This is a genomic window from Streptomyces sp. SAJ15 (assembly GCF_007595705.1).
GTDB lineage: Bacteria > Actinomycetota > Actinomycetes > Streptomycetales > Streptomycetaceae > Streptomyces.
The window spans coordinates 514,897-528,661 of sequence record NZ_NISY01000002.1; the positions used below are offsets into that span (position 1 = coordinate 514,897).

Annotated in this window: 11 protein-coding genes and 1 pseudogene; 9 read left to right on the forward strand and 3 right to left on the reverse strand. The window is 73.0% G+C overall.

What is annotated here, in order from left to right:
* Window positions 1–110 precede the first annotated feature (110 nt).
* A complete protein-coding gene (locus CD790_RS07660; RefSeq protein ID WP_222108227.1) occupies window positions 111–1,460 on the reverse strand; it encodes an APC family permease in 1,350 nt (449 codons plus the stop codon).
* Window positions 1,461–1,554: 94 nt separating this feature from the next.
* Between CD790_RS07660 and CD790_RS07665 the strand changes: the two are divergent.
* Window positions 1,555–2,001 (forward strand): annotated as a pseudogene (locus CD790_RS07665) (Lrp/AsnC family transcriptional regulator); the annotation flags it as partial.
* Window positions 2,002–2,087: 86 nt separating this feature from the next.
* Here CD790_RS07665 and CD790_RS07670 read toward each other — a convergent pair.
* A complete protein-coding gene (locus CD790_RS07670; RefSeq protein ID WP_186318916.1) occupies window positions 2,088–3,137 on the reverse strand; it encodes a helix-turn-helix transcriptional regulator in 1,050 nt (349 codons plus the stop codon).
* 744 nt (window positions 3,138–3,881) lie between these two features.
* Entirely contained in the window at window positions 3,882–4,025 is a 144-nt protein-coding gene (locus CD790_RS34455) for a hypothetical protein (protein WP_186318917.1), read from the reverse strand.
* 2 nt (window positions 4,026–4,027) lie between these two features.
* On the opposite strand from CD790_RS34455, the gene CD790_RS07680 reads away from it, so the two are divergent.
* The 8 genes from CD790_RS07680 to CD790_RS07715 all read left to right on the forward strand — a co-directional run bounded on the left by CD790_RS07680 (window position 4,028) and on the right by CD790_RS07715 (window position 13,724).
* Entirely contained in the window at window positions 4,028–4,549 is a 522-nt protein-coding gene (locus CD790_RS07680) for a DinB family protein (RefSeq protein WP_144382270.1), read from the forward strand.
* Between the two features lie 215 nt (window positions 4,550–4,764).
* On the forward strand, window positions 4,765–6,108 hold the full coding sequence (locus CD790_RS07685; protein ID WP_144382271.1) for a lysine N(6)-hydroxylase/L-ornithine N(5)-oxygenase family protein: 1,344 nt from the start codon (window positions 4,765–4,767) through the stop codon (window positions 6,106–6,108).
* 173 nt (window positions 6,109–6,281) lie between these two features.
* The gene (locus CD790_RS07690) at window positions 6,282–7,688 is read left to right on the forward strand and encodes an aspartate aminotransferase family protein (protein WP_144382272.1); all 1,407 of its coding nucleotides are present in this window, start codon (window positions 6,282–6,284) and stop codon (window positions 7,686–7,688) included.
* Complete coding sequence (locus CD790_RS07695; RefSeq protein WP_144382273.1) at window positions 7,685–9,034, forward strand: SidA/IucD/PvdA family monooxygenase; 1,350 nt, start codon at window positions 7,685–7,687, stop codon at window positions 9,032–9,034. The genes CD790_RS07690 and CD790_RS07695 overlap by 4 nt, the downstream gene beginning before the upstream one ends.
* Window positions 9,031–10,239, forward strand: a complete 1,209-nt coding sequence (locus CD790_RS07700) for an FAD-binding oxidoreductase (protein ID WP_186318918.1) — start codon at window positions 9,031–9,033, stop codon at window positions 10,237–10,239. Before CD790_RS07695 ends, CD790_RS07700 begins: the two co-directional genes overlap by 4 nt.
* Window positions 10,226–10,942: a serine O-acetyltransferase EpsC gene (gene epsC, locus CD790_RS07705; protein ID WP_144382275.1), complete on the forward strand. Its 717-nt coding sequence runs from the start codon at window positions 10,226–10,228 to the stop codon at window positions 10,940–10,942. The genes CD790_RS07700 and epsC overlap by 14 nt, the downstream gene beginning before the upstream one ends.
* Window positions 10,939–12,579 carry a methionine--tRNA ligase gene (locus CD790_RS07710; RefSeq protein ID WP_144382276.1) on the forward strand — a complete coding sequence of 547 codons (1,641 nt, stop codon included), beginning with the start codon at window positions 10,939–10,941 and terminating at the stop codon, window positions 12,577–12,579. Before epsC ends, CD790_RS07710 begins: the two co-directional genes overlap by 4 nt.
* A complete protein-coding gene (locus CD790_RS07715) occupies window positions 12,576–13,724 on the forward strand; it encodes a hypothetical protein (RefSeq protein WP_144382277.1) in 1,149 nt (382 codons plus the stop codon). Before CD790_RS07710 ends, CD790_RS07715 begins: the two co-directional genes overlap by 4 nt.
* Window positions 13,725–13,765 lie beyond the last annotated feature (41 nt).

Consider the following 13,765-nt stretch of genomic DNA (forward strand, 5'->3'; position numbering starts at 1 on the left):
TCGGCGCGGGCAGGCGCGCCGGGTGGAGCGGAGGCCCGTGTCCGAGGGCCTCGGGTGGAGGCCGTGCGGCCTCCGGCCGGAGGCTTGAGCGCCTCCGGTGCCGGCAGTGGTCAACTGCCGGAGCCTTCCGGGGTGGTGGGACGTCGGGCGGTGGGGCGGAGCAGCGCGGCGGCTCCCAGCACGGCGGGCCAGATCATGAACCAGCCGGTGAGGGCGAGCAGCAGCAGGATGATCACGAGCGCGCAGGCGGCGGAGAAGGTGCCGGCGCGGCTGACACCCCGCAGCAGTTTGATGCCGGCGGCGGCGCCGATGGCGTAGACGGCGCCGAGGCAGGCCGTGGTGGAGAGGATCAGCGGTTCCAGGTCCATCTCGGTGATCGCCGCGACGCCGAAGGTCACGCCGGAGATGCCGGCGACCACCAGCAGGCTGCGCCGGGGCACCCCGCCGGTCTCGGCGCCCGAGCCCAGGCCCGCGGGGAGGGAGCCGTCGCGGGAGAGGGCGGCGCCCAGCTTGGCGGTGCTGGCGATGTAGGCGTTCATCGTGCCGAGGGTGACCAGGAGGGCCACGACGCTGGCGATCACATCGCCGTAGGAGCCGAGGCCGGTCTCCAGGAGGGAGGCGAGCGGCGTGGTGGTGTCGCCCGCCGCGTCGCCGAGGACGAGCACGGTGACCGCGGCCAGGCTCAGATACAGCACGCCGACGATCAGCAGGGCGCCGGCGGTGGCGCGCTTGACGTTGCGGGCCGGGTCGGAGAACTCGGCGGAGAGGTGGGTGACCGTCTCCCAGCCGGTGAAGGACCAGACGAGCAGGGCGCCGGCGGTGCCGATCGAGGCCCAGCCCTCCGGGGCGAAGGGGGTCAGGTTGCCGGTGTCCGCGTCGGGTACCACCACCACGATCGCCAGCACCAGGAGCAGGGCCAGCGCGCCGGACAGCAGGAGCTGGATCCGGCCGGAGATCCGGACGCCGAAGGCGTTGCCCACGAAGCCCACGACCAGGAGGACGCCGGCGTACGCCACCGTCGTGCCCCAGCCGCCGCCCGTGGAGCGCGACAGGTACTCGGCGCCGAAGAACGCCAGCGCCGGGATGCCGACCGGGGCGCCCAGGTAGAACCACCAGCCGACGGCGGTGGCGGCGCGGCCGCCGAACGCCCTTCGTACATAGGTGGAGACGCCGCCCGCATCGGGGTAACGGGCGGCGAGCGCGGCGAAGGCGGCGGCCAGTGGCACCGACATCACCACGAGCCCGAGCCAGGCCAGGAGGGAGGCGGGGCCCGCCTCCTTCGCGGCCAGTCCGGGCAGTGCCAGAACGCCGGTGCCTAACACCGCCCCCACATAGAGGGCGGTGCCCTGGGCGAGATTCAGCCCTCCCGGATTGGCTGGATTCCCTTGGTCGCTGGCAGTCGGGGGTGCCTGCGTGGACCGCGACATCCGGTGGGCCTCCTCGCGTGTGGTGCGGAGCAATGAAGGCAGCATAGGAGCGTGAACTCCGGTCGGTACATGGGGAGTTTTAAGCGTTCCCGCGGTTCGACTAAGGAAGTCTGTGTATCGTCGGCGGATGGCTAACAATTCGAAAGCCGATCTCGATGCCACCGACTGGCGCATCCTGACGGAGCTTCAGGAGAACGCCAGGATCACCTTCAGCGAGCTCGGCCGCAGGGTCGCGCTCACCCCGCCGGCCGTCGCCGAGCGGGTCCGCCGGCTGGAGCAGCGCGGGGTGATCGAGGGCTATCGGACCCGGGTCAACCTGGGCCGGCTGGGGCTGCCGATCCTCGCCTTCGTCAACATCATCTACCCCGGTGGCGACTACCGGGACTATGTGCGGGCGTTCACCGACTGGCCGGAGATCCTGGAGTGCCACCACGTCACGGGCAGCGACTGCTTCATCGCCAAGGTCGCCGCCCGTTCCATGGAGCACCTCGAGGAGATCACCTCGCGGATCGCCCGGGTCGGTTCCCTCACCACCACCGTGGTGTACTCGACGAGCGTGAGCGACCGGGCGATCACCCCCGAGATGACCTCCGATGTGCCGGACGGGGTGCCGAGTGAGGTGGCCGTCGCCACCCTCGCGCGGACTCAGGGCGCCGGCCTTCAGCGGGTGTAGCCGGCTTGTGACCGCGACAGCTCGCTGCCGGGGCGGTACACGTCGCGCAGCAGATATCCGGCCTGGAAGCGGCTCTTCGCCCCGATCCTGTTCATCACCTCCGATATGTGGCGTTGGCAGGTGCGGGCGGAAACGCCCAGCCGGCGGGCGATGGACTGATCGTCCATGCCCTCCGCCAGCAGGCTGACGATCACCTCCTTGGTCTCGTCGGAAAGCGCTTTCACCTGCTCACGGCTGTGTGTCTCGGGAAACTCGCTCGCCCGCAGCCAGGTCCGCTCGAAGACCGCCCGCATGAACCCGACGATGTTCGGCTCCCGGATGATCAGCGCCGCGCTGGGGTCGTCGGGGACCTCGACGATGCCCACCGTCGCGTCGAAGATCAGCATGCGCATCAGCCCGTCGCCGGCGGTGCGCACCCGGGCCCCCAGTTCGCTGACGCGTTTCACGTAGTCGATGGTGGGTTGGTGGAAGCGCGCGGAGTGCTGATAGATCGTCCGCATGGCCACGCCGCGCCTGAGCATTTCCTCGTCGCGCAGCTTCGCCTCGTCCAGGACGTCCTTGGGGCGACTGCCTCCCGGTTGCGAGGTCAGCACTTCCATGGTGCAGCGATTCGCCGCGTCCTGGATGAATGCCCTGACCGCCGCGAGATCCGTGACGAGTTCCACGACTTCCGCGCGCTTGCGGTGCGCGGCGCTCGCCTCGTACTGCGGTATCAGCGACTGTAGTTGGGAACGCGTTCTGTCAATGGTCAGCTGCCATGTGCGGGTGTGCTGCTCCATCGGGGCCAACAGCTGGGCCGCGGCCAGCTCCGGGGCCACCGGCGCCAGTGCCCCGGGAGCGTCCAGCACCCCCTGGAGCAGGCACAGCGCCTCCAGTTCGGCGATCGCCTCGCTCGCCACCTCGGGGGTCAGACCCAGGTCCCGAGCCAGCTCCTGGGGCAGGAACTGTATGCGATTCGCGGCATAGATGTAGGCGTTGCAAGCGGTCTGACTGAGCTGTGGTAGGGAAAACGGCTCTAATATGTCCTCGCTGCGCACGATTTGACCCCCTCGGGTTTGCGACTTGCGACAACACGAGCTCCTCAATTGCTCGATCGTTGCACGTCCGAGATGACAGTGTGATCGCTAGCGCCCTCGGATGGCTGGATCCGATAGGCGTGCCACGGAGTTCGAATCGGGGATTTCATGCACTTGAAATACATCGCTCGATCGTGTCTCGGAGTGTCCGTCGGGGCCGCGCTCATGACCACCGTTTTCACGGCAGTGTCCGGGCCCCCCGTGACGCCAGGCGGAAGCCGCTCGACGCCGGGGGCCGCGACGGCCGCGTCGTGCCGCACCGCCCCGCCCATCCCGCTCCATGTCGACACCGGTTGGGGCTGCTGACCTCCCGCTGACGCAGCCATCGCCCACCCCCTACGGCGCCGCCTCCACCGATCACTTCGGTGCTCTCACCCCCCCCGCTGCTGACCATGCCCGGGGATTCTCTGTGCCTTGCACTGCGACGAGGAACGAGGTCCTATGGAAAGCCCTGTCAGTCCTGCCCTGCCCGCGCGCCCCAGGAGCACACCTGGTTCCTGGAGCAGCGGCGACCCCAGAAGGCAGCCCCCCGGCTCTCGACCGCCCTCCGCGTCCAGGGATCCGCGCACGGACGCCGTCGTGACCACCCTCCGGGAGGCGAACGCCGGCCCGGCCGCGGACGCCGGCGCCGCTCCCGCCGATCCGGGCGGCGGATTCGCCGGACACCCGGCGCGACCGGGGCCCGCTGGGCCAGACTCTCGTTGATCACCAAGTGCCGGGCGACCGCTTGCCGATGGGGGAGGAGTCGCGCGTCCCCGCCCTGGCGGAGGTGGTGCGGGCCGCCGTCGCGGAGGCCGCCCCGAGCACCTGAGCGATCACGACCACGACCATCGAGACGTCGAAGGACATCCATGTCGCACCACGTTCCCGTCACCGCGGGCGCCGAAGGCCGCAGGATCCCCGCCCACGGGCTGGCCGAGAAGGAGATGCTCTGGGCGTTCCTGCGCTTCGCCCGCGCCACGGTCGTCGCCAAGGTCGACGCGCTGAGCCCGGAGGAGCTGCGCAAGCGGCACGTCGGGTCCGCCACCACGCTCGGCGGCATCCTCAAGCACCTGGTGACCAGCGAGCGGCACTGGTTCGCCAACGTGCTCGGCGGGCGCGAACTGCCCATGCCGTTCGGGCCCGAGGACCCGGACGGGGACTGGCGGCTGGCCGACGGCGAGGACGCCGCCCACCTGGTGGCGGCCTACCGCGCCGCCTGTGAGCTGAGCGACGAGATCATCGCGGCGCTGGACCTGGACAGCACCGGCGCGCAGACCGACGACGACTACACCCTGCGCTGGGCGCTGACGCACCTGGTCGCGGAGACCAACCGGCACGCCGGGCACGCCGATGTGCTGCGCGAGCTGACCGACGGCGCGCGCGGCTGGTGACCCAGCCCTGACGGCTGTCGAGCACCGTCGACCGTCGGCAGTCGCGTAGAACCCCACCCCCCGCCACCGACCACCCGCAGATCAGAGCCGACACGGGACTCCACCCGCCGCCCGCGCACCCGAGCGTGCCGAGCCGTCGGGCCGGCTCGGTGCGTCCCGACACACCCCCGGAAAGCGCCTTCTTCATCGACATACCCACCGAAGGGGAGACATCCATGCCCTATGGCCATATCCACGACATCCTCGGCATCGGCTTCGGACCGGCCAACCTGGCCCTGGCCATCGCCCTCGAGGAGTCGGCTCCCGGACTCTCCGCCCGCTTCATCGAGGCCCGCGACCAGCCACGGTGGCAGCCGGGCATGCTGCTGGACGGCTCCGACATCCAGAACCACCCGAGCCGGGACCTGGTGACGCTGCGCAACCCGCGCAGCCGCTACAGCTTCCTCAACTACCTCTTCGAGCAGGACCGGCTGATCGCCCATCTGAACCTGCCGATGGAGTTCCCGCTGCGCAAGGAGTACGCCCAGTACATCAGCTGGGCCGCCGACCAGTTCGGCGACGTGGTGGACTGTGGGCGCCGGGCCGTCGGGATCGAGGTCCAGGAACGGGACGGCGAGCGGCTCTACGTGGTCGACACCGACACCGGCGAGCGCTACGTCGCCCGCTCGCTGGTGGTGGCGCCCGGCCGCACGCCGCTGATCCCCGCCCCCTTCGACGGCAGCGACTCACGGCGCGTCTTCCACCTCACCGACTACCTGTTCCGGCTGAAGGAGCTGGCCGCCGACCGGGACCCGGAGGCGGTCGCGGTGATCGGCGGCAGCCAGAGCGCGGTGGAGCTGACCCTGGACCTCGCACGGCGCTTCCCGCGCACCCGCGTGGTCACCTACGTCCGCTCGCACAGCCTGCGGCTCAAGGACACCAGCCCGTTCAGTGAGGAGGGCTACTTCCCCGAGTTCACGGAGTACTACTACCAGCTGTCCCGGGAGGGCAAGCGCTCCCTGGACGCCTACATGAAGCCCACCAACTACTCCTCGGCCGACGGCGACGTGCTGCGCGAGCTGTACCTGATGCTCTACGAGCAGCGGCTCGACCAGGACCAGCGGGTCTTCGTCAAGGGCAACCGGCGCACCGACACGGTGCGCGAGGTGGCGGGCGGCATCGAGCTGGGCCTGACCGAGGTGCACACCGGCGCCGTCGAGACCGACACCGTGGACTTCGCCGTCCTGGCCACCGGCTTCCGCAACCTGGGCCCCGGCCCCGACGAGGAGCCGCACCCGCCGCTGCTGGCGGGGCTGGCCGACCGACTGGCCCGCGAACCCGACGGCCGGCTGGACGTGCGGGCCGACTACTCGCTGACCCCGCTGGACGGCGACGGGGCGCTGCCCCCGCTGTTCCTCAACGGCCTGTGCGAGTCCTCCCACGGCATCGGCGACGCCGGCTCCTTCAGCCTGCTGTCGCTGCGCGCCTCGGTGATCGCCGACGCCCTGCGCAAGGGCCTGGGCGACGGCGCGGGGAGCGCGCCGCCCGAGCGGCCGGTCACCGTCGGCGCCGCCGGCTGAGCCGCCGGCCCCGGCCGCGCGCCGTTCCGCACCGGTCCCCGGCCGAGCCCCCGGCCATCCGCCGCCGGCCCGGCCCCGGCCCGACCGTCGGGGCCGCGCCACCCGTGTCGAGCCCCGACCTCCCGCGCCACGAGCCCGCGTCATCCACCCCCACCGAACCATCGGAGCCGTCCGTGACCCACACCCCCCCATCAGCCGGCGTCCCGCAGACGCCCCGCGTCACCGGCGAGGTGCCGGGACCGCGCTCGCGGGAGTACCTGGAGCGCCAGGCGCGACGCGAGTCCACCGCCCGCAGCTACCCGTACCGACTGCCGATCGCCATCGCCCGGGCCCAGGGCGCCTACATCGAGGACGTCGACGGCAACGTCTTCCTCGACTTCCTGGCCGGCGCCGGCGTGCTCTCCCTCGGCCACAACCACCCCGACGTGATCGCCGCCGTGGCGGACCAGCTCGGCGTCTTCGTCCACGGGCTGGACTTCCCCACCCCGGTCAAGGACCGCTTCACCGAGCTTCAACTGGCGCAGCTGCCGGAGCCCATGCGTGAGCGCACCAGGATCCACTTCTGCGGTCCGACCGGCGCCAACGCCGTCGACGCCGCCCTGAAGCTGTGCAAGACCGCCACCGGGCGCGAGGACGTCATCGCCTTCCAGGGCGGCTTCCACGGGGCCACGCTGGCCGCCATGTCCGTCACCGGGCTGGTCAGCCAGAAGGAGCCGGTGCGCGGCCGGATGCCCGGGGCGCACTTCTTCCCGTACGGCGGATCCGCCCGCTGCCCGGTCGGGCTGCACCCGGACGGCTGCAACGCGCACGCCGCCGCCTTCCTGGAGCACGCGCTGACCGACCCCAACGGCGGGGTCCCGCTGCCCGCGGCGGTGATCATGGAGCTGGTGCAGGGCGAGGGCGGCGTGGTGCCCGCCGACGTCGAGTTCGTGCAGCGGGTCCGGGCCATCACCCGCGAGCTGGGCGTGCCGCTGATCGTCGACGAGGTGCAGACCGGCTGCGGCCGCACCGGCACCTGGTTCGCCTTCGAGCAGTACGGCATCGAGCCGGACGTCGTCGTCGCCTCCAAGGCGCTCAGCGGCGTCGGCCTCCCCGTGGCGATCATCCTCTACGACGAGAAGCTGGACTCCTGGGCGCCCGGCGCGCACACCGGCACCTTCCGCGGCAACCAGCTCGCCTTCGCCGCCGGCGTCGCCGCCCTCGACGTCTACGCGCGGGAGAACACGCTCGCCAACGTCGCCGAGCGCGGCCGGCAGCTGCTGTCCCGGCTGGAGGAGCTGAAGAAGACCACCGACTGGGTGGGCGACGTCCGCGGGCTCGGCCTCATGCAGGGCGTGGAGCTCACCGACCCGGTGACCGGCCGGCCCGCCGGAGGGCTCGCCAAGGCCGTCCAGGCCGGCGCGCTGCGCCGCGGACTGATCCTCGAGGTCGGCGGCCGGGACGACTGCGTGGTGCGGATGCTGCCGCCGTTGAACATCACCGCCGCCGACGTCGACATCGCCGCCGACATCATCGCCGCCGCGCTGGCCGAGGCGCTCGCGGAGACCGTACCCACCGTGCAAGGAGGCACCCGTATATGACCCGCACCCACCATGACGCACCCGTCCACGACCTGGTGGTCGCCGGCTTCGGACCGGCCGGCATCTCGATCGCCGTGGCCGCCGTCGACCACGACGAGGCGCAGCCGGCCGGCACGGCCCCGCTGGACGCGGTGTACCTGGAGCGCGCCGGGGACTCGGCCTGGCAGCCGAACCTGGTGCTGCCGGGCACCGACATCCAGCACCACTTCCTGCGCGACTTCGCCACCCCGCGCGACCCCCGCTCCCGCTTCACCTTCCCCAACTACCTGCTGTCCACCGGCCGCTTCTACCCCTTCACCCTGCTCGGCGGCTACGCCAGCCGCGAGGAGTGGTCGGCCTATGTGCAGTGGACCGCGCGGCAGGTCGGCCGGCCCGTCGCGTACCACCGGGAGGTCGTGGAGATCGCGCCGGTGACCGACGCGGACGGCGTCGTCCGGGCCGCGGAGGTGACCAGCGTCGACGTCCGGGACGGCAGCCGCCACACCCACATCGGCCGCAACGTGGCGATCTCCACCGGCCACCTTCCGTACGTCCCGCGGCTGTTCGAGCCGAGCCTGGGCGAACGCGTCTTCCACGCCTCCCGGTTCCTGCCCGGGCTGGCCGCGCTGCCCGAGGGGCCGCTGCGCTACGCCGTCGTCGGCGCCGGCCAGACCGCCGGCGAGATCATGCTGCACCTGGCGGCCCGGCACCCGGACAACGAGATCTTCTCGCTGACCCGCGGCCACGGCATCCGGATGTACGAGCTCGGCCACTTCAGCAACGAGGTCTACTTCCCGCAGGAGACCGACTACTTCTACGCGCTGCCGCGGGCCGAGCGGGAGCAGGCCCTGGCCCAGGTGCGGGCCACCAACTACGCGGCCGTCGACCCCGACGTCTCCACCGCCCTCTACCAGGCCGTCTACCAGGACCGGCTCAGCGGCCGGGGACACTGGCACATGCTCAACCGGACCGCGGTGACCGACCTCAAGGCCCCCGAGGGCGGCGACGGCACGGCCGGCGGCGTGCACCTGGAGCTGGCCGAGGTGCACACCGGCCGGACCGACGCCCTCGACGTCGACGCCGTCATCCTGTGCACCGGCTACACCGAGCCGCGCCTCCCCGCCCAGCTCGACCCCTTCCGGGACCACCTGCTCACCGACGAGGCCGGCGACCCGCTGCTCACCCGCGCCTACCGCGCGCAGACCCGCGACGACTGCGAGGTCGGCATCTATCTCAACGGCATGACCGAGTGGCGCCACGGCATCAGCAGCGCCACCTCCTTCAGCGTGATGGCGGTCAAGGCCGACGCCATCCACCGCGATCTGCGCGAGCGGCTCGCGGCCCGGTCGGAAGAGGCGGAACGGTGACCGCGACCCCCGCGACACCCGGCCCGGCGGCCACCGCGGAGGTGGTGGTCGTCGGCGGCGGGGTGGTCGGCGCCGCCATCGCCCACGCCCTGGTGACCGCCGGGGCCGGCCCGGTGGTCCTGTGCGAGCAGGGCCGGGCCGCCTGGCAGGGCGCCACCTCCCGCTCCGGCGGCCTGCTGCGGCTGCACCACACCACCCACCCCGACACCCGGCTGGCCACCCTCTCGCTGCCGGTCTTCCAGAACTGGTCCGAGGTGATCGGCGGCGACTGCGGCTACCGGCGCACCGGGTTCGTGATGCTGGTGGACGAGAAGTACGCCGACCGACTCGCCGTCAACAGCGACGCCGTGGTCCTGGCCGGCGGCACCAGCCGGGTGATCGACCTCGCCGAGGTGCGCTCGCTGTACCCCGGACTGAACCTGGACGGGGTCGGAGCGGCGGCGTACGAGCCGGAGGGCGGCTACGCCGACCCCGCGGCCACCACCGCGGCCCTGCTGGCCGCGGGCAGACGGCACGGACTGCGGGTGTACGAGGGCACCCGGGTGGAGGCGGTGGAGACCCGCGGCGAGCGGGTCACCGGAGTCGCCACCTCCATCGGCCGCATCGCTGCCGGCACGGTGGTGCTCGCCCAGGGCGCCTGGGGCGCCCGACTGGCCCGCCCGCTCGGCGTCGACCTGCCGGTGCGCCCCCGCCGGATCGGCATCGCCCTGGCGGACACCGGCGGCCCGGACGGGGTCGCCCCCGCCATCCCCACCTGCATCGACGACACCACCGGCCGCTATTTCCGGCCCGACGGCGCCGGCCGGATGTTCTTCGGCGTGCCCAGCGACGACCGGATGGAGCTGGACCGCGAACTACCGCCGCTGACCCCCGAGGAGCTGACCGCGGCCCGCGCCGCCGTCGGTTGTCGCGTACCGGCCGCCGCCACCGCCCCGGTGATCGGCACCCGCGCCGGGTTCGACGGCTACACGCCCGACCGCCGACCGGTCATCGGCCCGGCCGGACCCGAGGGCTGCTACCTCGCCACGGGCTTCAGCGGCGGCGGCTTCAAGACCGCTCCCGTCGTCGGCTCCCTGGTGGCCGCGGAGCTCATCGGCACGGGACCGGCCGGCCCCACCGAGGAGGAGCTGCTGCGTCCGTACCGCCCCGATCGATTCGCAGCCGGCCGCCCCTCCGCTGGAGATCATTCCTATGCACACATGTGATGGCGCACCACCGGCCCGACGCTCCCTGCTACGACGCGCCCTGGCGCAGATGCGCGAGGACGTCGCGGTGGTCATGGACAAGGACCCGGCCGCCACCTCGCGCGGCGAGGTCCTGCTCTACCCGCACATCCACGCGCTGTGGGCGCACCGGGTGGCGCACGCCTGGTACCGCCGGGGCCACCGCACGGCCGCCCGCGCGGTGGCGCTGGCCGCCCGCTTCCTCACCGGGATCGACATCCACCCCGGCGCGGTGATCGGACGCCGCTTCTTCATCGACCACGGGGCCGCCGTCGTCATCGGCGAGACGGTGGAGATCGGCGATGACGTGATGCTCTACCACCAGGTCACCCTCGGCTCCGTGGGCTGGTGGAAGGACCGACGCCGGCCGCCGGGCGCCAAGCGCCACCCCACCGTGCGGGACGGGGTGGTGATCGGCGTCGGGGCCAGCGTGCTCGGTCCGATCACGGTGGAGGAGGGCGCCTACATCGGGGCCCGCGCGGTCGTCCTGGAGGACGTGCCGCCGCACTCCAAGGTCTCCTGCCCCCGCCCCCGCGTCCACGACCCGGCCGACACCGCGGGCTCCCACGCCTCCGGCTCCGCCAACTCCTCCGGGAACCACAACTCCTCCGGCACCTCCGGCACCTCCAGCTCACTGCACGCGGCGGCAACCACCCCACTCAGCAAAGGAGTCGCATCGCCATGACCTACGTCGTCACCAGCGCGCCGCCCAACCCCAACGGAGACCTGCACCTGGGCCACCTCTCCGGACCCTTCCTCGGCGCGGACGTGCTCCGCCGCCACCTGGCCCAGCTCGGCCACGAGGTACGACACGTCGGCTACTCCGACGAGCACTCCTGCTACGTCCCCCGCCGCGCCCACGAGCTGGGCCGCGGCGCCCGGGAGACCGCGTACGCCTTCGGCCAGAAGATGCAGTCCACGCTGGCGCTGGCCGACATGAGCCACGACTACTTCACCCGCCCGCTGCGCGAACCCCTGCACACCGAGATCGTGCAGCGCTTCTTCCTCGACCTGTGGAACAAGGGCGCCCTGGAGGTCCAGGAGCTGCCGGTCTTCCGCTGCGAGCCGTGCGACCGCTATCTCTACGAGGCCGAGGTGCGCGGCGCCTGCCAGTTCTGCGCCGCCCCCTCCGACGGCGTCTACTGCGAGGAGTGCGGCCGGCCGCAGGACCCGGCCGGGCTCGCGGAGGCGCACTGCACCCGCTGCGGCGCCACCCCCGTGCTCTCCTCCCTGCGGCGCATCGTCTTCCCCCTGGACCGCTACCGCGAACAGCTCGGCGAGTACTACGCGCGGGCCGGCGAGGGCGAGAGCTGGCGGCCGCAGCTGCGCGCCTACCTCGACGACATGATCAGCCGGCCGCTGCCGGACACCCCCGTCAGCCGAGAGGCCGACTACGGCATCCCGGTGCCGCTGCCCGAGTGGGAAGGGCACATCCTGGACACCTGGTTCAGCGGCATCTGGGGCTATGTCGCGGCGACCGCGGGGCTCGCCGAGGCCGAGGGCGACCCGGAGCGCTGGGAGCGCTGGTGGAGCGACCCGGACACCGAGATCGTGCACTTCCTCGGCTTCGACTGCAGCTTCTCGCACGCCATCCTGTGGCCCTCGCTGCTGATGGCGCACGGCGAGCTGACCCTGCCGTCCCAGATCATCATCAACGAGTTCTACCGACTGGAGGGGGACAAGTTCTCCACCAGCCGCGGCCACGCCATCTGGGGCGGGGAGTTCCTGCGCCAGGTCTCCGCCGACGCGCTCCGCTTCCACCTGTGCCTGACCGGCCCCGAGCGGGAACAGACCAACTTCTACGCCCGCGAGTTCGACGAGACCGTCGACACCCTGCTGGTGCAGAACCTCCAGCAGTGGGCCGGTGACATCGTGGCGCTGGCCTGCGAGGACTTCGAGAAGGAGGTGCCGGACGTCGGGCTGCTCACCGGCGAACTGGCGGTCATGGCCAGAAAGCTGCCCCAGGAGGTGGCCGAGGCCCTCTCGCCGCACTCCTTCTCGCCGCAGCGCGCCACCAAGCTGATCGCCGCCGCCATCGACCGGCTGGCGAAGGACCTGCCGATGCTGCGCGCCTGGCGCACCAGCGGCGGGGTGGAGTACCGGATGCGGCTGGTCACCCACCTGGAGCTGCTGGCGCGGGTGGCGGCGGTGAGCGCGCCCATCATGCCGGGCTGGTCCGCCTATGTGCTGGGACGCCTCGGCGTCGCCCCGGTCGACCCGGTCACCGGCACCCCCGCCTGGCCGGGCGCCGAGCCGCTGCTGACGGCCGGACACCGGCTGACCGGGCCCCTGTCGCCGTTCTTCCAGGGGGTGCATGCGTGACCCCGCGGGTGCCCCGCCCCCTGGCGTTCGCGGAGTCGGTGCTGGGGGTCGGGCTGCTGTTGCTGCCTCCGGTGGCGCTCGCGGGGACCGGCGGGGGCGGGGACACCTGGACGGCCTGGGCACTGCTGGGCGTCTTCGCCCTGTGCTGGTGCACCGCGCTCGGGCTGGCCGGCGGCTCCCGGGCGGGCGCCGCCGCGCTGGCCGGCGACCGCTTCGGCCCGCCCGCCGGCGCCGCGGTCACCGCGATGTACCTGGTCGGCTTCCTCATCGGCCAGGCCGCCATCGCGCTGGCCGCCGGCCGGTTCGCCACCGCCGCGTACGGCGCCGCCTCCTGGGCGCCGTACGCGGCCGGGGCCGCCGTGCTTGCCGCGGCGGCACTGCTCGCCGCGCGCGGGGTGGCTCCGGGCACGGCGGCCCGGCGGGTCAGGCTCGCCGCCGTCGTCGTCCTCACGGCCGGCTTCTGGACGTGGCCGGGGCTGCTGCGCGGCGAGGTGTTCGACGGCGCGGGCCAGGGCGCGCTGCCGCTCGCCTTCCTGCTGCTGTTCGCCCTCGTCGGCATGGAGACCGCGGTGCCGGCGGCGGGCGCCCGGGGGAGACGACGCGGGCTGGTCCCGGCGGTGGGCGGCGGAGTGCTGATCGTCTCCGCCGGCTATCTGCTGGCCCTGCGGCCATGGGTGCGGGACGCCGACCCGCAGCCGCCGCCGGACGCGGTCGCGGCGGTGTGGGGCGCGGCCGCGGCCGCCGTCTGCCTGACCTACTGCCTGACCAACCTGCGCGCGGCCGCCCGCTTCCTGGACACGCTCCTGGCCACCGCGCGCCCCGGCCGGGCGCGCCCCGCCGAACCGGCGCGGGTCGCGCTCTGCGTGGGGCTCTGCCTGACGGTGCTCGGCGCCGCGGCGGCGGGCTCCTGGGGCGTGGGCGCGCTGCTCGCCGGGCCGGCCGCGATGACCTGGGCCATCTACACCCTGGTCCTGGCCGTCGCCACCCTCCCGCCGGCGGGCGTGGGCCCCGAGGCGCTGGGCGCCCTGGCCGCCCTGCTGGTCATGACGGTGGCGGCGGGAGCCGCGCTGCTGCTGCCCCTGGCGGTGGCGGGTGCCGCCGGCTGGTGGGTGTGGACCGGGCGACGCGCCGGAATGAGAGGGTGAGGGCACACCGGGAGGGCCCATGTTCCGCAGCGATGAGGGGT